Source organism: Massilia sp. FBCC-B171 (assembly GCF_059134155.1).
The window spans coordinates 3,956,866-3,975,632 of record NZ_CP101443.1; the positions used below are offsets into that span (position 1 = coordinate 3,956,866).

At 67.5% G+C, this 18,767-nt stretch carries 22 protein-coding genes; 10 read left to right on the forward strand and 12 right to left on the reverse strand.

What is annotated here, in order from left to right; all coding sequences use genetic code 11:
- Positions 1–70 precede the first annotated feature (70 nt).
- The gene (locus NMB41_RS17910; RefSeq protein ID WP_494379153.1) at positions 71–283 is read left to right on the forward strand and encodes an RNA-binding S4 domain-containing protein; all 213 of its coding nucleotides are present in this window, start codon (positions 71–73) and stop codon (positions 281–283) included.
- A 105-nt stretch (positions 284–388) separates the two neighbouring features.
- Positions 389–673, forward strand: coding sequence for a DUF883 family protein (locus NMB41_RS17915; protein ID WP_494379154.1), 285 nt, complete (start codon positions 389–391; stop codon positions 671–673).
- A gap of 105 nt (positions 674–778) precedes the next feature.
- On the opposite strand, the gene bufB is transcribed toward NMB41_RS17915, so the two are convergent.
- The 8 genes from bufB to NMB41_RS17955 form a co-directional block, all read right to left on the reverse strand.
- Complete coding sequence (gene bufB / locus NMB41_RS17920) at positions 779–2,425, reverse strand: MNIO family bufferin maturase (protein ID WP_494379155.1); 1,647 nt, start codon at positions 2,423–2,425, stop codon at positions 779–781.
- A 3-nt stretch (positions 2,426–2,428) separates the two neighbouring features.
- Entirely contained in the window at positions 2,429–2,728 is a 300-nt protein-coding gene (locus NMB41_RS17925) for a BufA1 family periplasmic bufferin-type metallophore (protein ID WP_494379156.1), read from the reverse strand.
- 80 nt (positions 2,729–2,808) lie between these two features.
- Positions 2,809–3,000, reverse strand: a complete 192-nt coding sequence (locus NMB41_RS17930) for a YjfB family protein (protein WP_494379157.1) — start codon at positions 2,998–3,000, stop codon at positions 2,809–2,811.
- Positions 3,001–3,019: 19 nt separating this feature from the next.
- Positions 3,020–3,592 carry a molybdopterin-guanine dinucleotide biosynthesis protein B gene (gene mobB / locus NMB41_RS17935; protein ID WP_494379158.1) on the reverse strand — a complete coding sequence of 191 codons (573 nt, stop codon included), beginning with the start codon at positions 3,590–3,592 and terminating at the stop codon, positions 3,020–3,022.
- The gene (locus tag NMB41_RS17940; RefSeq protein WP_494379159.1) at positions 3,579–4,307 is read right to left on the reverse strand and encodes a general secretion pathway protein GspB; all 729 of its coding nucleotides are present in this window, start codon (positions 4,305–4,307) and stop codon (positions 3,579–3,581) included. Before NMB41_RS17940 ends, mobB begins: the two co-directional genes overlap by 14 nt.
- Positions 4,308–5,888, reverse strand: a complete 1,581-nt coding sequence (locus NMB41_RS17945; RefSeq protein WP_494379160.1) for an ExeA family protein — start codon at positions 5,886–5,888, stop codon at positions 4,308–4,310.
- A complete protein-coding gene (locus NMB41_RS17950; RefSeq protein ID WP_494379161.1) occupies positions 5,889–6,359 on the reverse strand; it encodes a hypothetical protein in 471 nt (156 codons plus the stop codon).
- Positions 6,356–6,541, reverse strand: a complete 186-nt coding sequence (locus tag NMB41_RS17955; protein ID WP_494379162.1) for a hypothetical protein — start codon at positions 6,539–6,541, stop codon at positions 6,356–6,358. Before NMB41_RS17955 ends, NMB41_RS17950 begins: the two co-directional genes overlap by 4 nt.
- A 177-nt stretch (positions 6,542–6,718) precedes the next feature.
- On the opposite strand from NMB41_RS17955, the gene NMB41_RS17960 reads away from it, so the two are divergent.
- Complete coding sequence (locus tag NMB41_RS17960) at positions 6,719–8,050, forward strand: GIN domain-containing protein (RefSeq protein WP_494379163.1); 1,332 nt, start codon at positions 6,719–6,721, stop codon at positions 8,048–8,050.
- Between the two features lie 69 nt (positions 8,051–8,119).
- On the opposite strand, the gene NMB41_RS17965 is transcribed toward NMB41_RS17960, so the two are convergent.
- The 3 genes from NMB41_RS17965 to NMB41_RS17975 all read right to left on the reverse strand — a co-directional run bounded on the left by NMB41_RS17965 (position 8,120) and on the right by NMB41_RS17975 (position 9,431).
- Positions 8,120–8,533, reverse strand: coding sequence for a hypothetical protein (locus tag NMB41_RS17965; RefSeq protein ID WP_494379164.1), 414 nt, complete (start codon positions 8,531–8,533; stop codon positions 8,120–8,122).
- 143 nt (positions 8,534–8,676) lie between these two features.
- On the reverse strand, positions 8,677–8,913 hold the full coding sequence (locus tag NMB41_RS17970; RefSeq protein WP_494379165.1) for a helix-turn-helix domain-containing protein: 237 nt from the start codon (positions 8,911–8,913) through the stop codon (positions 8,677–8,679).
- Positions 8,913–9,431, reverse strand: coding sequence for a DUF2975 domain-containing protein (locus NMB41_RS17975; RefSeq protein ID WP_494379166.1), 519 nt, complete (start codon positions 9,429–9,431; stop codon positions 8,913–8,915). The genes NMB41_RS17970 and NMB41_RS17975 overlap by 1 nt, the downstream gene beginning before the upstream one ends.
- A 97-nt stretch (positions 9,432–9,528) precedes the next feature.
- Here NMB41_RS17975 and NMB41_RS17980 point away from each other — a divergent pair, with 97 nt between their 5' ends.
- The 7 genes from NMB41_RS17980 to NMB41_RS18010 all read left to right on the forward strand — a co-directional run bounded on the left by NMB41_RS17980 (position 9,529) and on the right by NMB41_RS18010 (position 17,829).
- On the forward strand, positions 9,529–10,350 hold the full coding sequence (locus NMB41_RS17980) for an alpha/beta hydrolase (RefSeq protein WP_494379167.1): 822 nt from the start codon (positions 9,529–9,531) through the stop codon (positions 10,348–10,350).
- 191 nt (positions 10,351–10,541) lie between these two features.
- A complete protein-coding gene (locus tag NMB41_RS17985; protein ID WP_494379168.1) occupies positions 10,542–11,417 on the forward strand; it encodes a glucosamine kinase nucleotide-binding domain-containing protein in 876 nt (291 codons plus the stop codon).
- Complete coding sequence (nagA, locus tag NMB41_RS17990; RefSeq protein WP_494379169.1) at positions 11,414–12,499, forward strand: N-acetylglucosamine-6-phosphate deacetylase; 1,086 nt, start codon at positions 11,414–11,416, stop codon at positions 12,497–12,499. Before NMB41_RS17985 ends, nagA begins: the two co-directional genes overlap by 4 nt.
- An 8-nt stretch (positions 12,500–12,507) precedes the next feature.
- Positions 12,508–13,518 (forward strand): SIS domain-containing protein, encoded by a 1,011-nt coding sequence (locus NMB41_RS17995; RefSeq protein WP_494382867.1) that lies wholly within the window; start codon positions 12,508–12,510, stop codon positions 13,516–13,518.
- Position 13,519: 1 nt separating this feature from the next.
- Positions 13,520–15,088: a beta-N-acetylhexosaminidase gene (gene nagZ, locus NMB41_RS18000; protein WP_494379170.1), complete on the forward strand. Its 1,569-nt coding sequence runs from the start codon at positions 13,520–13,522 to the stop codon at positions 15,086–15,088.
- 195 nt (positions 15,089–15,283) lie between these two features.
- Positions 15,284–16,621 carry a hypothetical protein gene (locus NMB41_RS18005; protein WP_494379171.1) on the forward strand — a complete coding sequence of 446 codons (1,338 nt, stop codon included), beginning with the start codon at positions 15,284–15,286 and terminating at the stop codon, positions 16,619–16,621.
- 137 nt (positions 16,622–16,758) lie between these two features.
- Positions 16,759–17,829: a flavodoxin family protein gene (locus tag NMB41_RS18010; RefSeq protein WP_494379172.1), complete on the forward strand. Its 1,071-nt coding sequence runs from the start codon at positions 16,759–16,761 to the stop codon at positions 17,827–17,829.
- A 27-nt stretch (positions 17,830–17,856) separates the two neighbouring features.
- On the opposite strand, the gene NMB41_RS18015 is transcribed toward NMB41_RS18010, so the two are convergent.
- A complete protein-coding gene (locus NMB41_RS18015) occupies positions 17,857–18,651 on the reverse strand; it encodes an SDR family oxidoreductase (RefSeq protein ID WP_494379173.1) in 795 nt (264 codons plus the stop codon).
- Positions 18,652–18,767 lie beyond the last annotated feature (116 nt).

An 18,767-nucleotide genomic window follows, 5' to 3' on the forward strand; every position in this document is an offset into this window, starting at 1 on the left:
CGGCGCGCCTGCGCACATCTTTCTGGCGAGCCCAACCGTGCGCCCACTATTTAATCACTCCGAGTATATTATGCAAAACACAACTTTCGAACTGACATCCGAGTTCGTCGAACTCAACCAGCTGCTGAAACTGGTCGGCCTGTGCGATAGCGGCGGCGCCGGCAAGAACATCGTGGCCAGTGGCGTGGTGTCGGTCGATGGCAAGAAAGAGCTGCGCAAGACCGCAAAGATTCGCACCGGCCAGACTGTGAAAGTGGGCGACGTGCGGATCTCGGTGCAGTAGGAGGGACTACCGGCCTCGACCGCGCACGTTTGCGCGCAGACAAACGCGACGGGTAGTCCTTGTTTATATTTTAAGGCGTAATCAACCGGCCTGAAGGTGAACGCAATGGAAACCCCGGAAGTGAACTCGCAAACGCAGGAACGGCTGATCGGCGACCTGCGCCTTGTCATCGAAAACGCGCAAGAGCTGCTGAAGAACACCGATCAGTACACTAGCGTCCTCTACCAGAACGCGCGTGCCAAGCTGGCCATGGCCCTGAACGCCGCCAACGAAGAACTAGAACGCTTCGAAGACGCGCAACTGGGCCGCATGATGGAAGCGACCCGCCAGGCCGTCGAGGCTTGCGCCGGTTTGTCCGGCGAAGAGCGGGTCCTGCGCGCTTTCCATTGAGCTCGGCGCGGCGCCGCTGCGGCGCCGCGATCCATCTTTCGGCGCCTGCATTGGCGTCTTGAACTGCCCTGCCCGCTTTGCCGATCCCCGCGCTGTCTCCGTCGATTAATCCGTAAGACCGCCGAATACGCCATACCGCAGCCACTGCTGCAAGCGCGCGGCCACATCGAATTCCTCATCTGCCTCGAAGGCGGCGTCGAGCGCGTCGCCGAAACACGCGCCCTCTTCCAGGCGCCGCAGCGCAAGCCAGGCAGCGCGGTCGAGCGGCAGCACCTGCGCCCGCCAGCCGGAGCGCACGACCAGGCCGAAGCACGGCGTCGCCATCTCCTCCGGAAACGCCGGCCCGCCCTCCTGATGCGCCAGCCACAGCGCCACCGTGGCCCAGGGACTTTCGTACAGCGCACAGGCCGCGTGCAAACTGAACCCGTGCGCCTCGAGTTGCGCCGGCGCGAGCGGTGCAAGCTCGGCGGCAGTGAGGACAGGCGCGTCGGAAGCATAGTGCGCACCATGCAGCAGCCACTCGAGCCGCGCCATGTCGGCCATGTAAGGGTAATCGGCCAGCGGCGCAAAGCCGGCAATGAATTCAGCCAGCGCGGCGCCGAAGCGGTTCAGGTCGGCATCGCTTGACGGGTGCGCCTTGCCATAGGCGCGGGCCAGGGCCGCGAAGAATTCCTCGCCCACCAGCGCCTGGACCGCCGGATAGGCATTGGCCAGCGCCCGCTTCCAGTTGCCGCCCAGGTTGCCGCGGTAAATCGCCAGGCGGCGTGCGAGCTTGCCGGCGTCCTCGCCCCCGGCCAGTACCCCGGCCAGCGCCGGCTCGTGCGCGCTGTCGAACAGGGCGGCGCCGAACGCAGCCTGCACGGCTTCATGCGCGGCCGGTGTCACCCGGTCTGGAGCGGCAGGCAAAATGAAAACGGCCTGCTGCGCCGGCGCGGATGCGGCAATGATCGCCTGCGCCTGGCTCGCTTGCGCGAGCAACACCGACAGCGCGGGAATTTCGCTATCCCACTCGACCAGCGTCGGCACGCGCCCGAAACGTTCGAGCGCGGCCCGGTACAGCGCCCAGACCGGCTCGGCGATTTGCGCGCCATGGTGGTCGATCACGACATCGCCCAGGTCCAGGTGGCCGCCGAGGTGGATTTCTCCCACGGCGCCGCGCGGCAAGGCCGCGATGGCCGCCAGCGCATCTTCGCCGTGGTTGCGTTGGTTGACGTAGAGGTTGTTCACGTCGAGCAGGATGGCGCAGCCGCTGCGCCTAGCCAACGCGGCCAGGAACTCGGCTTCACTCATGGCGTCCGCCCGAAAGCGCACGTAGGTGGAGACGTTTTCGACCAGCAGCCGGCGTTTTAATGCGTCCTGCACGCGGCCGACGCGTTCGGCCAGCAGGTCGAGGGCGGCCTCGTCCAGCACCAGCGGCAGCAGGTCGTTCAGCTGGCGGTCGCCTATCGCGCCCCAGCACAGGTGCTCGGAGATGAGAAAGGGTTCGACCTGTTCGGCCAGCAGGCGCAAGCGTTCGAGGTGATCCAGGGAAAATCCCCGGGCCGAACCCAAGCCGAGGCCGACGCCGTGCAGGCTGACGGGATAGTCGCGGCGCAATGTGCGCAGCACCTCCCAGTCGCGCCCGGAGCGCGACAGGACGTTTTCGCTATGGACTTCGAGCCACCCGATGCGCGGGCGATCGTCGAGGAAGGCGCGGTAATGCGGGGCGCGCAGCCCGACGCCGACCAGGCCGGGGTCAGCCGGCGTGTGCACGGCTCAGCGTGCCGGCGGCGGTGGCGGCGACGCCGGTGGCTGGGTGGACGGCGCGCTCAGCTTGCCGCCCGCCTTTTCGCAACTGCCCTTCGGCACCGATTTCCATTCGGCCGGATCGTTGTCGACCTGGGCCATGCCGGCACAACCGTGGGTGGCGGTGCCGCAATCGTTCTGGCCGACCTTGGCCACGCCATAGCAGCGTTCATGGTCGGGTTTGCTGCCGTGCGTGGGGGCGTCCTGGGCGGCGCTGGCGGCGCAGATGCCCGCGAGGGCGGCGGCGATGGCGGCTTGGCGTTTGTTCATGGAAGGTGTCCTGTCGAGGGAAAGGGTCAGCCCGGCAGGATAACGCGGCCGCCGCGAGACGGCAACCGCATGGCGCAGTATCAGGCCGTGGTGTTGATCTTGTTGCCGAGGTGGGGCGGCAGGTTCTGCGGCGGCTGGATGCCCTCGAGGATCTGGGTCATATTCGTCTTCTGCATGTCCTGCTGCTTTTTCAGCATGGTCACCGCGACTTCTTCATTGCGCCCGGTCTCGGCGATGGTGGTGGACAACTTGGCGATGCTGGTGACGTCCATGACGGTCTCCTGTTGAGGGTTATCCTCTGTTATCGGCTTGTTCTGCGGAAACTTTAGCCCTGATTACCAACCATTCACTGAGCCACTGCAAGACGGCGTCCGGCGTGTTCAGGTCGATCCAGGCCGGCCCCGCGCCGCCGGGCGCCGGCCCGTCGGAGGCCACGGCCACGACCAGCGGGTCGTCCGGAAACAGGGGCGGACGGCCGAGCGCGGGCCGGTAGACCTCGAGCTTGGGCAGCGGCTCCCATTTATAGCCTTCGACCAGGGTCAGGTCGGCAGGCGCCAGGCGCGCCAGCTGCTCGGCCAGGGGCGGCTCCCCTTCCCCGCGCAGCTCGCGCAGGATGGCGTAGCGGTAGGGCGAAGCGATCATCACCTCGGCCGCGCCGGCCATGCGCAGGCGCGCGCTGTCCTTGTGCGGCGGTTCGAGTTCGATGTCGTGGTGGCTGTGCTTGACGACGTTTACGCGCAGCCCGCGTGCCGCCAGCTTCGAGACGAGGAATTCGAGCAGCGTCGTCTTGCCGCTGCCCGACCAGCCGACCACGGCCAACACTACCGGCGCGGGATGCCGGGCCACCGGATCAGTAACCGACACGGTAGCGGGTGCCCCGGTAATTCATGACGGCGTATTTCGGCATCAGGCGCTCCAGCACCAGGCCGGGCGCCACTTCCTCGCCTTCGCGGCGCAGCGTCTTGTCGATCAGGAGCAACCGGTCCGCCGGATTGGGCGAATAGATGTAGCCGCCGACCGCCACTCGCGGTACCTCACGCTGTATCGCCTCGGGCAATTGCTGCAGCGTGCGCAGGTTTTCTTCAGGAACCGGATCCGGCGCGCGGGCGGGCGCGGCAGGCGCCGGCGCAGGTGCGGGCAGGTAGACGGGCTCGGGAACGGGGTCGCGCACGGCGGCCGGGCGTGGCGCCGGGGGAGTCGGAACGGCACGCGTTGCAGGCTTGGGCGCGGCACGCTGGGGAGCAGCCGCGGGCGGCTCGGTTGGGGCAGCATCGCGCGCGGGCGCCGCGTCGGCTGCCGGCAGTGCCGGCGCGGCAGGCGCCACGACCAGCGGTGCAGCGGGCGTCGCCGCCTGCGCCAGCACCGCCGCCTCCCCCTGCGGCGCTTTCGACCGCAAGACGAGTCCTGCCGCCAGGCCGGCCAGCGCCAGGCCCACGCCCAGGCCGATCAGCAGCGGCTTGCGGTTCGGGGCGCGGGCGGCCGCCGGGAGGTGGCCAGGTGCCGGCGCATGGATATCCGGCGCATTGCCCAGCTGGCGTTCGGCTTGCGCCTTCTTGAGTGCTTCGAGAATGTACGACATTTAGTGTCCCGTCCCGGTGGCGGCGAGCAAACGCGGCTCGGCGACCCCGGTCAGCTGGTTGAGGCGCATGTAGGTGCGCGGTCCGGCCACGCCGTCCGCCTTCAGGTTCTGCTTGGCCTGGAAGCTGCGCAGCAATTCCTGGGTGCGCGCATTGAAGGGCTGCTGGGCCGGCGGCGCGGCCGCCTTGCCGAGCTGGGCCAGGCGCGCGGCCAGCCAGTCGACGTCGGCGCCCTGGTCGCCTGGCGCCAGCTGGTCGCGGAAGGCGCGCGGCATTTTCCAGAAGGTCGTGTATTCGCCCGTGAAACGCGGCACCAGGGCGGCGAGCTCGACCCGCTCGCGCTTGCCGCCGGCGAGCAGGGTCACGCTGCGCTCGTCCATGCTGCTCAGCACCGCATAGCTGGTGCTGCGCCCGTCGCGCAGCGCAATCACCGCCGGCCGGTCGAGCTGGCGCAACTCGTAGATGCCGCCGCGCCCGGCGTGGCAGCGCAGGTCGACCCGGATCGCCGCCTGGCAGGGTTCGCCCGCAGGCAAGGCCACGCCCCAGAGCGCGCCGAGGGCGCGCAAGGCCGCCGCTTCGTCGCTGTGCCCGGCCGGCAGCTTGACCAGCAGTGCGGTTGCGGCAGCCGGCGCCGCCGCGGCCGGCAGCGCGGCCGGCGGTGCGGCGCGATGCGGCAGCACTTGCCAGGCCGCGGCCGCACTCAGGGCGGCGCCAGCCAGCAGGCCGCCGGCCACCAGGGGCCAGCGCGCGCTACGCGCAGGGGCCGTGGTTTCGCCCGCAAATACTTCCTCGGCCGCCTTGCGCAGAATCAGGCGTGTGACTTCCCGGCTGTTTTCGACATAGGCGCCCAGCAAGGCGCGGTCGCACAGCAGGTTGATGCGGCGCGGCACGCCGCCCGTGATGGCGTGCACCAGCGGCACGATCGCATCGGGAAACACCGGCGCGCCCTGCGACCCGGCCACCGCCATCCGGTGCGCGATATAGGCGCCCGTCTCCGCTTCGGAAAGCGGCCCCAGGTGATAGCGGGCGATCACGCGCTGGGCCAGTTGCTCCAGTTCCGGCCGCGCCAGGATGGTGCGCAATTCCGGCTGGCCGATCAGGATGATTTGCAGCAGCTTGCGCTCGCTCGTTTCCAGGTTGGTCAAGAGGCGCAGCTGTTCGAGCACCTCCGGCGCCAGGTTCTGCGCTTCGTCGATGACGAGCACGTTGTTCTGCCCGCCCGCGTGCGAGGCCAGTAAATACGCATTGATGGCGTCGACATAGCCCTTCACCCCGCCCTGCCCGGTGGGCGCATCGATGCGGAACTCTTCGCAGACCGATTGCAGCAGTTCGCCGACCGAGAGCTTCGGGTTGAAGATATAGGCCAGGCGGCAGTTGTCGGGAATCTGCTCGATGAAGCAGCGGCAGACCGTGGTCTTGCCCGCGCCAATTTCGCCGGTCAGCAGTACGAAGCCGCCGCCACTGTTGATGCCATACAGCAGGTGCGCCAGGGCCTCTCGGTGGCGCTCGCTCATGAACAGGTAACGCGGGTCGGGGGCGATCGAAAACGGCGCCTGCTTGAGCTGAAAATAATTCGTGTACATCTAGCGGCCTGGCGGGAGAGGTTTATACCTGGCGCAGTATATTTTGGATTTGCCCTGGTGATAAGCGATGACGCTACCAGGCTTCGAAACCCTCAATGAATACTGCGAAGCATCGACTGCGGTGTGGCGCAGTCCGGTGGCCGCGCGGATCGCTTCTGCAAGCTCATCCGGCGTGCTGTCGATCACGGCGGCAATGAAGACGGTCGGGTCGGTGTCGTCGCTGACCATCAGCTCGAGCACCGGCTTGCCCCACAGGGTCGCATCGCCCTTGAACCAGAAGGCGCCGCCTTCGTGCTTTTTAGCCGGACCGAACGCGGTCGTCAGGTAAGAGTGAAAGTAGGCATTGTCCAGCTGGCTGCGGCACAGCAGTGCGCTGCCGATGACGGGATTGAAGGTCGAGGGCAGCGCCTGGGCGGCGCAACAGGCGAACGCCAGCAACGCGCCGGCCGCGGCGCGGCGCGCACCGCTCACAGCTTCGACAGCCAGTTGCGGTTGGCGGCGATTTTCGCCTTGGCCGAGGCCGGCAAGGCCTCGTAGCAGCCCGGATGCTGCTTGAGCGCGGCCTCGCGGACCTCTTTTTCGAGGCCGTTCACGATAAACACGTAGACGTTGACGCCTTCGCTGTTCTTGCGCGTGCCCATGTAACGAATCACTTGTTTCTCCTCACTCGAGATGCGCATTATGACACTTGCCGCCTCGGACGCGCAGCAGAGTCCTGCGTTTTCACCGTTGATACCCCGATTTCGCACCTCCGTCGCCTGGCCCGCGCACGCCGCCCCCGCTTGACTTATCGTTCATGCTCCAGCCCCACAACAATAACAGGGACATCCATGAACATCCGCATCAAGCACCTCGCCCTCGCCTCTGCCGTGCTGTGCACGGGATTGATCAGCACCCATGGCGTCGGCGCCGAGGAGCAGCGCAGCGCCGCCACCGTCGAGCAGCGCGCGGTGACCGGCTTCAACGCCATCGAACTGGCCGGGCCGTTTCGCGTCATCGTGACCGAAGGCGCGCCGCGCCTGGAACTGTCGGGCGATCCGAAACAGCTGGCCGAGATCGAGACCGAAGTACGGAATAACACCCTGGTCGTGCGCCAGCGCCCCCGCACCGGCATCAACATTAGCTGGGGCAAGCGCGACAGGCCGGAAACGGTCGTGCGCATCGCGGCCTCCGGCCTGAAAAGCCTGGTCAACAGCGGCGGCGGCGATGTCGAACTCGACGCGGTGGGCGGCGAACGCTTCGTGCTCGCCTCCACCGGGCCGGGCGACGTCCGTGCGCGCGGCGCAATCAAGGTATTCGACGTCACCAGCAGCGGCAGCGGCGATGTCGACCTGCGCCAGGTCAAGGCGAACGACGTGGCGCTGACCATGTCCGGGCCTGGTGGCGTGCGCCTGGGCAGCGTCGGCAACGACTTGTCGGCGCGCATCAGCGGTTCGGGCGACCTGGACGCGCTGGAGCTGCGCCTGGCGCGCGCCGTGGCCCGGATCAGCGGCCCCGGCAACGCGACCCTGCGCGGCAAGGCGCGCGAGTTGCGGATCGAGCTCACCGGGTCGGGCGATCTCGACGCCTGCGACCTGCAGGCCGAACAAGTCAGCAGCCTGCAGCGCGGACCGGGCAATGCCTGCGTCGCCGGCAGCATCCGCGAGTTCAATGCCGAAGTGCACGGCTCGGGCGACCTGGAAGCGCGCGGCTTGCAGGCCGGGCGCGCCGTGCTGCGCATGACCGGCCCGGGCAACGCAAGGCTCAGCGGCAGCGCCGACGAGCTGCGCGCCGACATGAACGGCTCGGGCGAGCTCGACGCCGACGACTTGCGCGTCAAAAGCGCCATGCTCGACAAGCGCGGTCCCGGCGATATTACGCTGTCGCGCGTCACTGACACCCTCGACGCCTCGCTGCAAGGATCGGGCGACATGCGCGCCACGCTCGAGGGCAAGCGCGTGATGCTCAAGATGCGCGGCCCCGGCAACGTCGAGCTCGTTGGCCGCGCCGAGCGCATCAGTGCCGAGCTGACGGGTTCGGGCACGCTGCAAGCACGCCGCCTGAGCGTGCGCCAGAGCGACATCAGCGTGCGCGGGCCGGGCAGCGCCTCGGTCAACCAGGTGCGCGACGGCGGCGAGGAACTGGTGCTGGTCGAGCGTGGCGGGCGCCGCCAATCGAATTAAGATCTGCGCATGAAAAAAGCACGCTGTCCTCGCGGGCAGCGTGCTTTTTTCGATCCTCCGGCCGCGGTCTTAGCGGCGGCAGCTCAGGTTCAGCGTTTCGTTCTCGCGCGCCTGGACGCGCAGCGGCTCGCTGTCGCCGCAACGGTAGACAACGTTCAGGCGCTTCTGGACGTTGCGCGCAGGATCGCCGCACAGCTGGTTGCCGGCGATGACGTTACCGCCGTTGCGCTCGGCTTCCTGGCGCACCGCCTGGCGCGCATCGCACATGGCGCCACGTGCGCCATAGTCGGCCTGTTCGATGTGCAAACGGTTGCGCCCACCGGGACGCCCGCCCCGGTCGTCCTGGGCGGCGCGCATGCCGGCGGCATAGCCGTCGTCGTAGCCACGTCGGTACTCGTTGCTCTGCGCGAACGAGGAAGCGGACGCAGCGGTCAAGGCCAGCACGGCGCCGATCTGCATGAGGTGTTTGGTGGCAAGTCGCATTTTGTTCTCCGGATACGGTTAATGGATGGATGCTATCGTGCAGCCTCGGCCCGCTCTGTACGCATGCCCACAGTGTGCCAGTGAATGTTGAGAAAATGATCGATGGCACTGTAAGAAGAGTGTCAATCTGTAAGCTGGCAGGCTTACAGGTCGGGACCTTCGTCCAGCTGCGCATCGCCCGGCACATATTCGATGATGTCGCCAGGCTGGCAGGCGAGCCGCTCGCAGATCTTCTCAAGCGTGGAAAAGCGGATGCCTTTCACCTTGCCCGACTTGAGCAGGCTGAGGTTCTGTTCCGTGATGCCGACATAGGCGGCCAGCTCCTTCGATTTGACTTTGCGCTGGGCCAGCATGACGTCGAGGTGGAGCACGATGGCCATCAGACGAAGCCCTCGTTCTCTTCGGCGATCCGGCGTGCCTCGTGCATCATCGATGCGACCACGAAAAACAGCGTGCAGATCAGCACCAGCATCAACTCCTCCGAAGAAACGCCCACATTCACCGCGCGCACCGGACCTCCGAAGCCATGGCGCCACACGAAGGCGCGCAGCGCCGGTTCGATCACGGTCAGCACCAGGCTGCCGAGCAGGCAGGCGGCGAAGGCCTTCATGTGGCCGACGGTGCGCCGGGCAAACATCTGCCCGCCGGAACAGGCCTGCAACATGCGGTCCAGGCGCAGCAGCGCATAACCGAGCAGCAGCAAGGCGGGCAGCGCGCACAGGATGCCGGCCCAGCGCAAGCCCGGCGCCAGGGCGGCGACGGTGTGCGTGCCCATCCCGCGCGGATAAAAACTCATCGCGACAGATCCAAGCTGGGTCGGCTCGGGCGCAACCCAGGCCAACAGGAAGTAGGCAAGCTGCAAGAGGCCGAGGGAGGCCGACAGGACTCGCACCCACACGATGTGCTTATTGATTGACTTATCGTTATTCATTAACTTATTATCGTTTCACGTTAATTTTTTACCCCATAACAATCAGTATATATCAGGAGGCGTGATGCGAACTTCGTTGCTGGCGGTATTCATGACGGCGTGTGTAATCAGCGGATGCGCCCAGGTGCGCGTGACCGAAGCGCATTTCATCCGGCCCGATGCGCCAGGCACCGCCGCCAGGGCGCGCCTGGCCGGCGCCGCCACCGACCTGACCGTCGCGGGACAGGACGGCGCCGCGCTGAACGGCGTGCTGCTCGAACAGGCAGGCAGCAGCAGCACCATCCTCTACTTCGGCGGCAACATGTTCCACCTCGACCAGCATGGCGACGAGCTCATGCCGGTGCTGGCCGCCTGCGGCACGAACGTCGCCGTCTTCGACTACCGCGGCTATGGGCGCAGCAGCGGCAAACCCACGGTCGCCAACATGCAGGCCGACGCGCTGGCCATCTTCGACGCATTGCAGGCGCGCTTCCCGGGACGCGTGATCGTGCACGGCCAGTCGCTGGGCAGCTTCATGGCGGCCCACGTCGCCGCTACCCGGCCGGTGCTGGCGACGGTGCTGGAAACGACGGCCACCAGTGTGGAGGAACTGGTCGAATCGAACATCCCCTGGTATGCCTGGCCCTTCGTCCAGATCGAGATCGACCCGTCGCTGCGCCAGGTCGACAACCGCAGCGCAGCAACCCGCCTGCAATCCCCAACCCTCGTCATCGCGGCCGGCCAGGACAGGATGACGCCGCCGCGCCTGGGCAAGCGCGTGTTCGATGCGATTCCCCGCCAGGACAAGCAGTTGCTGATGCTGGAAAACGCGGGGCATAACGGCGCCCTGCGCACCGAGGAGGCGGGCGCCGCCTACTGCAAGTTCGTGCGAAGTGTGCAGCCTTAGCAAGCGCATGCTGCTCAACCATACCAGTTTGCATACCAGATCCAGCGCCGCCATCTCATAGGATGGCGACCCCATTTCATTTGCGATGGAGTCAACTCCAAAGGGCCACTTTCAATACCAATTAAATACCTGTTGACAAGCTCAACCCGCCTCCCTATAGTGCCCTGACCTCCCCTGGCACTCATTTCCCCATGATCGAATACCTCATCGGCGTCGATGGCGGCGGCACCGGCACCCGGGTGCGCCTGGCCGATCCCAACGGCGTCGAACTGGCGCAAGCCAGCGCGGGCCCGTCCGCCCTCTCCCACGGCATCGCGAATGCCTGGACCACCATCCTGTGCGCCGTCGGCGAAGCCTGCGCGGTGGCCGATATCGGCTCGCCGCCCCTGTCCTCGATGGCGATCGGCCTGGGTCTCGCCGGCGTGCACAACAAGGACTGGGCGGCCCAATTCGTGGCCGCCGATCCCGGCTTTGCGGCGCTCGTGCTCGATACCGACGGCTTTTCTACCCTGATGGGCGCGCACGGCGGCCAGCCCGGTGCAATCGTCGCGATCGGCACCGGCAGCGTCGGCGAAGCGATGCTGGTCGACGGCACCAAGGTGGAAGTGGGCGGCTGGGGCTTCCCGGCCGGCGACGAAGCCAGCGGCGCCTGGATGGGCCTGCGCGCGCTGAACCACATCGAACAGGTGCTCGATGGCCGCGTGGCCGGCGGCGCCCTGGCAGTCGATGTGATCGCGGCCTGCGGCGGCAACCGCGACGCGGTCCAGATCTGGCTCGGGCGCGCCAACCAGACGGCCTATGCCGGCCTGGCGCGCTTCGTCGTCATGCACGCCGAGACTGACCCGGTGGCGCGCGCGATCCTCGAACACGCCGGACAGGAAGTGGCGCACATTGCCGACGCGCTCGACCGCAGCCACACGCTGCCGCTGGCCCTGTGCGGCGGTCTCGGAGAAGTCCTGCGCGCCTGGCTGCCGCAGGAAACGCGCGCACGCTGCCTGCCGCCCCAGGGCGACTCGGCGCGCGGCGCCCTCTTCATGATCGAACGCCACCTGAAGGACTCCCGATGAAAGGCAATATCCTCACCCCCGACGGCTGGATCCATGGCGAGCTGCGCTTCGGCGCCATGATAGCCGCCATCGCGGGCAGCAGCGCCAACCCGGACGAGAATAGCGACGACTACATCCTGCCGGGCTTCATCGACGTCCACGTGCACGGCGGCGCCGGGCGCGACATGATGGAAGGCGGCGACGCGCCGCACGTGATCGCCGCCCTGCACGCCAAGCACGGCACGACCAGCCTCTTGGCCACCACGATGACGGCGCCACCCGAGGACATCGAGCGCGCATTGACGGCCATCGGCGCGGCCTGCAAGGCGCGCGGCAAGGGTGAAGCGCGCATCCTCGGCGTGCACCTGGAAGGCCCCTATATCAACGCAGCCAAGCTGGGCGCCCAGCCGCCATTCGCGAAAGAAGCCACGCTGGCCGAAATCGAAAAATACGAACGCCTGGCGCCGATGCGCGTGATCACGGTCGCGCCCGAGATCCACGGCCACCTGGAACTGGTGCGCCACCTCGCCGACGAGGGCGTGCGGGTCCAGATCGGCCACACCAGCGGCTCCTACGAAGACGGCGTGGCCGCGCTCGAACACGGCGCGGCCGGCTTCACCCACCTGTTCAATGCGATGCCGGGCCTGCACCACAGGGAGCCAGGCATGGTCGGCGCGGCGCTGGCCCATGCGCAGTACGCCGAGATCATCCCCGACCTGCTGCACGTGCATCCGGGCGCGATCAAGGTGGCGCTGCGGTCGATCCCGCAGCTGTTCTGCGTGACCGATTCGACCGCCGCCGCCGGCATGCCCGATGGCGAATACATGCTGGGGCGCCAGGTCGTCCACAAATGCATGGGCGGCGTGCGCCTGGCTGATGGCACTCTCGCCGGTTCGACGCTGACCATGGATGGCGCGCTGCGCAACCTGGTGAAGATCGGCCTGTCGATCGCGGAGGCGTCGCGCCGCGTCTCGACGAATGCCGCCGACTACCTCGGGGAATCCCTGCGCGGACGCCTCGCCCCCGGCTGCCATGCCGACTTCGTGGTACTGGACCGCGACCTGAACCTCAAAGCCGTCTATATCGAAGGAGTACCACTGTGACCTCGCTCATGCTGCAGGAAGCCATGTCCGCCGGCGACTGCGTCGCCCTGCAATTATCACAGGACGTGGAAGCGTATGCGCAGCTGGGACGCACGCTGCGCGAAGCGAATTTCAACAGCGCCGTCACCGTGGCGCGCGGCAGCTCGGACCATGCCTGCGGCTATGTCGCCTACCTGATCATGTCGCGCATGGGGCGCCTGGTTACGTCCTTGCCGATGTCGCTCGTCACGCTGTACAGATCGCCGCTGGTCACGCAGGGCACGCTGGCGATCTCGATCTCGCAATCGGGCCAGAGCCCGGACGTGGTCGAACCGATCACCTATTTCCGCGACGGCGGCGCCACCACGGTGGCCCTGGTGAACGACGCCGAATCACCGCTGGCGCAGGCCGCCGCCTGGGCCATGCCGCTCCACGCCGGCAAGGAGCAGAGCGTGGCCGCGACCAAGAGTTTTATTACGAGCCTGGTGGCCGGCGCGCGCCTGGTGGCCGAGTGGCAGGACGACCCCGAACTGAAAGCCGGCCTGGCCGCCCTGCCGGACGACCTGCGCGCAGCGTCGAAGGTCGACTGGACGGCGGCGCTTCCAGTGCTGGCGCCGGCGCGCAACATCATGGTCGTCGGGCGCGGCATCAGTTTCCCGATCGCGCTGGAAGCGGCCCTGAAATTCAAGGAAACCTCGGCCCTGCAGGCGGAAGCCTTTTCGGGCGCGGAGATCAAGCATGGCCCGATGGCGCTGATCGAAGACGGCTATCCGCTCCTGATCTTCGCCACGCGGGGACCGGCGCAGGCCGGCCTGGTCGCACTGGCGCTCGAGATGCGCGGCCGCGGCGCGCGCGTGCTGCTGGCCGCGCCCGAGGATATTCTCGAGCGCGACCTGACCCTGCCGGTGGCCGCCACGCCCGACCTCGACCCGATCGTCGCGATCCAGGCCTTCTATGTGATGGCGGCGCAGCTGTCGAAAGCACGCGGCATGGACCCGGACCGCCCGCGCCACCTGAGCAAAGTCACCAGGACCAACTGATATGGACGAGCTGAAAAAAATCGCCGGGCAGCTGATCATGGTGCGCCTGTTCGGCACCGAACTCGATGACGACACGGCAGCCTTCCTCGCGCAGAACCGCGTGCGCGGCGCCTGCCTGTTCCGTCAGAACATGGTCGACGCCGGCCAGCTGGCGCGCTTGACCGGCGCCCTGCGCGCCGTGATGGGGCCGGAGGCGCTGATCGCCCTCGACCAGGAAGGCGGCGCCGTGGTGCGCTCGACCTGGGTGCCGGCGCCGCCCTCGGCGATGGCGCTGGGCGCCGCCAACGACCCGGTACTGGCGCGCGAAGTCGGCGCGGCCGTGGCGCGCGCTGTGCGTTCGCTCGGCTTCAACTGGAATTTCGCGCCGGTGCTGGACCTGAACAACAACCCGCACAATCCCGTCATCGCCGAGCGCTCCTTCGGCGCCGATCCCGACACCGCCACGCGCATTGCGCTGGCCTGGATGGAAGGCAGCGAAGCGGAGGGCGTGGCCTGCTGCGTCAAGCACTTCCCCGGCCACGGCGACACCCACGTCGACTCGCACCGCGCGCTGCCCACCGTCGACAAACCGCTGGCGGAACTGGAGCGCTTCGAATTCGCGCCCTTCCGGATGGCCGCGCAGGCGCAGCACCCGGCGCCGGCGATGATGACCGCCCACATCGTCTACCCGGCGCTGGACCCGGAGTATCCGGCGACGATGTCGCGTCCCATCCTGACCGGCATCCTGCGCGATCAGTGGCAGTACCAGGGCGTGATCATCACCGACGGCATGGACATGCATGCGATCGCGCATCGCTTCGGCGTCGGCCAGGCCGCCGTGCGCGCGCTGGTGGCCGGCGCCGACATGGTGATGGCGATCGGCTCGCGCGCCACGCAGGAAGAGACAATCGATGCGATTGCCGCGGCGATCGCCTCGGGCGAATTGCCGATGATCGAGGTCGAGGCGCGCCTGGCGCGTTTGGCCACGCTGGCGGCCGCGCACCCGGCCGGCGGCGTGGCGCGCCCCGCCGCCGGCATCGCGGCCGCGGCCAGGTGCGAAGTGATGGCCGGCGAGGCGCCGGGCGCCGACGAAGCGCCGATCTACAGCACCGATGCCGACGACCGCGCGCTGATGGCGCGCGCCTGGCAGCGCGGCTTGAGCAGCCGCGGCGCTGCGATCCGTCCGGCGCCGGGCAGCCGCGTGCGCCTGGTGGCGCGCCAGGACGTGGTCAGCGACGGCGTGTCGGAAGCGGGCGTGCCGGCGGCCAGCATTGCCGCTTCGCTGGCCCAGCTCTTCGAGGTCGAGCTGGTGACCTTTGCCGACGCCGACACCTTCGACTGGAGCGCGCTGCCGCAGGACGGGCGCTTCACGATCCTGGCCTCGACCTCGCGCCGCCGCTACGGCCCCGGCGTGCGCGCCAGCTGGCATCCCGACCTGCACCTGGCGCTGTGGAACCCCTACCAGGCGCTCGACTTCGATGCCCCTGCCCTGATGACCTATGGCTTTGCCGCCCCGGCCCTGGCGGCGGTCAATGCCTGGCTCGCGGGCGAGATCGAGGCCACCGGCCAGTGCCCGGTGCCGGGCTTCTGACGGCCGGCCCCGCTGCGTTACCGTGCGTCAAACACGGTAACGCAATGTAACCGCAGCCCCGCCTGCCACGCCCCTGCGGCACAATTGCGCCGCAGGGTCCCGCCCGTTTATGGGACAATGCGCGTTTGCTCAAGCTTGGCAAAAACGCCATCTTGCCGCGGATTTGTACCGCTCATCTTTTTAGAAGGATCATTCATGTCCCATTTCCGCCTCGCTCGCCTTTGCCTGCTGCTGGCCGCCGTCGGCCTGAACAGCGCGCCTGCCCTGATGACGAGCGCGCATGCCCAGAAGGCTGCCGCGCCCGCGGCGCCGGCAGCCAACACGGTGCGCCCGGAGCTGTTCAAGCTGCTCGACTCGACCATCATCCAGCAGCTGATCAACACCAAGAACGCGGCCGAGCTGCAGACCCGCATCACCCAGGCCGAAGCGATTCCGAACAGGTCGCCGTACGAGAACTACATCCTGAACCGCATCAAGATGGCGCATGCCTCGATGACCGGCAACGATGCCGGCGTGCTGACCTCGGCCGAAGAAGTCGTCAAGTCGGGCTTCGAGCCGCAGGAAAACTCGGCCAAGCTGGTGCTGGCCATGGCCAACATCCAGTACAACGCGAAGAACTACGCTGCCGCAGCCGAGCAGCTCAAGCGCTATGAATCACTGGGCGGCAACATGGCCGAAGCCCGCGCCCTGCAAATTCGTGCCCAGTACCTGAACAAGGACTACACCGGCGCCAAGACCCAGCTCCAGCAACTCATCGCCGAGTCTGAGAAGGCGGGCAAGGCTCCGTCGCAGGAAGACCTGAAGCTGCTGCTGAGCGCCGCGCACGAGTCGAAAGATGCCGCCACCTACGAGTCGACCATCCAGAAGATGGTGTCCTACTATCCGACCGACGAGTACTGGACCGAGCTCATTCGCGTGGGCGTGATCCGCAAGCCGGGCTTCGACCAGAACAACTACCTGCCTTTGCTGCGCCTGCAATTTGCAGCCACCAAGGTGATGCGTGAAGAAGACTATGTCGACCTGGCCGAAACCGCCCTGCGCGACGGCTTCCCGACCGAAGCGAAGAACGTCGTCGACGCGGGCTACGCCGCCGGCGTGCTGGGCAAGGGCGCGAACGCCAAGGCCCACACGACGCTGCGCAACCGTGCCGACAAGGGCGCTGCCGACGACGCCAAGAACATCGCTGCCGGCGAAGCGGCCGCATCGAAGTCGAAAACCGGCGCCGGCCTGGTCAACCTCGGCTGGGCCTATTCCACGATGGGCCAGCACGACAAGGGCATCGGCTTCATCCAGCAGGGCATCGCCAAGGGCAGCCTGAAGCAGCCCGACGAAGCCAAGCTGCGCCTCGGCGCGGCCCAGGCCAAGGCCGGCCGCAAGGACGACGCGATCAAGACCTTCGAAAGCGTGAAAGCCGGCGGCGGTTTGTCGGACATGGCGCGCGTCTGGATCGCCTCGCTCAAGCAGCCAGTCGGCGCAGCGGCGCCGGCAACGGCTGCCGCGGCACCGGCGGCAGCTCCGGCGGCAGGCAAGTAAGCTTCAAAGCCTCAATGGAAAGCGGGCGAGCGCGAACAGCGCCACCCGCTTTTTTTATTGCGGCGACGGTTCGCCATCGAACATCGGCGCCAATCATCCCGCGCGCATAATCGGCCTCTCAACTTGGAGGGTGATTCATGACGACAGTGCGTACCGGCCAGGCCCCGCCACGACTCGAGCGCGAGGAGTTTCGTCGCAAGTTCATGGACGGTTTTTTCGATCCCGCCTACGAAGAGGTTGCGGGCCAGCTGGCCGCCGTCGAGGAAGTGGCCTGGCAGGCCTATCTCGACAAGCGCAAGGCGCCGCGCACGGTGAAGGCGGGCCCCGGCTTCGCCGATCCAGATTACGACCTGTCGATCGAATGGAAGGCCGCGCGCGAGCGCCTGCTGGCGGCCGAGCTGCACCAGAAAAATCCGGACACGCCCAGCCGCATCCTCCTGATCAACGCCTCCGCGCGCAACGACGGCAGCTGCCCGGGCGAGATGTCGAAGTCCTGGCGCCTGACGAAGATCGCACGCGACGCGCTGGCCGCCTGCGGCGTCGAGGCCGACCTGCTCGACCTGTCGCGCCTGACCTCCGACTACGACCGCCATATCCATCCCTGCAAGGCCTGCGCCTCGACCGCGATGCCGCTGTGCCACTGGCCGTGCAGCTGCTATCCGAACCACGCCGAGCGCCAGACCGGCGACTGGATGAACGAGATCTACGAACGCTGGGTCGCCGCGCACGGGGTCATCATCCTGACGCCGGTCTACTGGTACCAGACGCCCTCCACCCTGAAACTCATGATCGACCGCCTGGTCTGCGCCGACGGCGGCAACCCGGACCCGAGTTCCACCCATGGCAAGGATGCGCGCAAGGCCAAGGAAATCGAGATGGCCGGCTGGGACTACCCGAAGCACCTGGCCGGGCGCGCCTTCGGCGTCGTGGTGCATGGCGACGTCGCCGGCATCGAAGGCACGCGCCGTTCGCTGTCGGACTGGCTGAACTGGATGGGACTGGTCGACTCGGGCAGCTTCGGCGCGCTCGACCGCTTCATCGGCTATTACGAGTCGTATGCCGAGAGCCACGAGGTGCTCGACCGCGATACCGACGTGCAGGAAGAAGTGCGCAACGTGGCGCGCGCCGTGGCGCTGACGGTGCAGGATTTGCGCTCCGGGCGCGTGGTGCCGCAGGCGGCGAAGCTGAAGGCGCCGCGGCCGAAATGATGGGCGCCTCATGCCGGCGCCCGATGCTTAAATTGCGGTAAAGCCGCCGTCGACGGAAAGTTCGTGTCCCGTCACGAACGAGGCCTGCTCGGAACACAGCCACAGCGCGGCGTTCGCGATTTCGGCCGGCTCGCCGAAGCGTCCCATCGGGTGCGCCGCGCGCAGTTTCTTCTCCAGCCCGGGCTCCCAACCCACGGCGCGCGCCAGCATCGGCGTGCGCACGGCGCCGGCGCACAGCGCGTTGACGCGGATGCCCTCTTTCGCATGCTCGAGCGCCGCGCTCTTGGTCAGGCCCGCCAGCGCGTGCTTGCTCGCCGCGTAGACCGCCTGGCCGGGTGCGCCGACGGTGCCGAAGGCCGAGGACAGGTTGACGATCGCCCCGCTGCCCTGCTTGCCCATCTGGCGCAGCTGGTATTTCATCGACAGCCAGACGCCCTTGACGTTGACGTCCATGATGCGGTCGTAGCTGGCTTCTTCGCAGTCGGCCAGCCTGGCGCCTTCTTCGAACAGGCCCGCGCTGTTGACGGCGCAGTCGATGCGGCCGTAGTGATGGACGGTCTTGTCCACCATCGCCTCGACATCAAGCGCGCGCGTCACATTCACCGGCACGAACAGCGCCTTGCCGCCGCTCTCGACGATCATCGCGGCCGTCGAATGGCCGCCATCGACGGCGACGTCGGCCACGACCACCGATGCGCCGGCGCGCCCGAAGGCCAGCGCCACCGCGCGCCCGATGCCGCTCGCGGCGCCCGTCACCAGCACGACCTTGCCGGCAAACGAAATCCCGGCCTGATGTTGTTCCTGCTCTTTCCTGCCCTTCATGCAGCTGCTCCCACTCGCGTGTCGTTGCCTGATGTTAGATAATGCCAAAGAGCAACATTCTAACGTCTGGAGGCGGATTCACCAAGTTGGTGCATGTTGCAAAACGGCGTCCCCGA

Excerpts from the sequence above, each read along its gene's own strand:
- NMB41_RS17985 (WP_494379168.1), top strand. The coding sequence starts at position 10,542 with ATGATCGAATACCTCATCGGCGTCGATGGCGGCGGCACCGGCACCCGG.
- NMB41_RS18010 (WP_494379172.1), top strand. The coding sequence starts at position 16,759 with ATGACGACAGTGCGTACCGGCCAGGCCCCGCCACGACTCGAGCGCGAG.
- nagA (WP_494379169.1), top strand. The coding sequence starts at position 11,414 with ATGAAAGGCAATATCCTCACCCCCGACGGCTGGATCCATGGCGAGCTG.
- NMB41_RS17940 (WP_494379159.1), bottom strand. The coding sequence starts at position 4,307 with ATGTCGTACATTCTCGAAGCACTCAAGAAGGCGCAAGCCGAACGCCAG.
- NMB41_RS17915 (WP_494379154.1), top strand. The coding sequence starts at position 389 with ATGGAAACCCCGGAAGTGAACTCGCAAACGCAGGAACGGCTGATCGGC.
- NMB41_RS18015 (WP_494379173.1), bottom strand. The coding sequence starts at position 18,651 with ATGAAGGGCAGGAAAGAGCAGGAACAACATCAGGCCGGGATTTCGTTT.
- NMB41_RS17980 (WP_494379167.1), top strand. The coding sequence starts at position 9,529 with ATGCGAACTTCGTTGCTGGCGGTATTCATGACGGCGTGTGTAATCAGC.
- NMB41_RS17960 (WP_494379163.1), top strand. The coding sequence starts at position 6,719 with ATGAACATCCGCATCAAGCACCTCGCCCTCGCCTCTGCCGTGCTGTGC.
- NMB41_RS17910 (WP_494379153.1), top strand. The coding sequence starts at position 71 with ATGCAAAACACAACTTTCGAACTGACATCCGAGTTCGTCGAACTCAAC.
- NMB41_RS17945 (WP_494379160.1), bottom strand. The coding sequence starts at position 5,888 with ATGTACACGAATTATTTTCAGCTCAAGCAGGCGCCGTTTTCGATCGCC.
- NMB41_RS17930 (WP_494379157.1), bottom strand. The coding sequence starts at position 3,000 with ATGGACGTCACCAGCATCGCCAAGTTGTCCACCACCATCGCCGAGACC.
- NMB41_RS17925 (WP_494379156.1), bottom strand. The coding sequence starts at position 2,728 with ATGAACAAACGCCAAGCCGCCATCGCCGCCGCCCTCGCGGGCATCTGC.
- nagZ (WP_494379170.1), top strand. The coding sequence starts at position 13,520 with ATGGACGAGCTGAAAAAAATCGCCGGGCAGCTGATCATGGTGCGCCTG.
- NMB41_RS17995 (WP_494382867.1), top strand. The coding sequence starts at position 12,508 with ATGCTGCAGGAAGCCATGTCCGCCGGCGACTGCGTCGCCCTGCAATTA.
- NMB41_RS18005 (WP_494379171.1), top strand. The coding sequence starts at position 15,284 with ATGTCCCATTTCCGCCTCGCTCGCCTTTGCCTGCTGCTGGCCGCCGTC.
- NMB41_RS17965 (WP_494379164.1), bottom strand. The coding sequence starts at position 8,533 with ATGCGACTTGCCACCAAACACCTCATGCAGATCGGCGCCGTGCTGGCC.
- NMB41_RS17970 (WP_494379165.1), bottom strand. The coding sequence starts at position 8,913 with ATGGCCATCGTGCTCCACCTCGACGTCATGCTGGCCCAGCGCAAAGTC.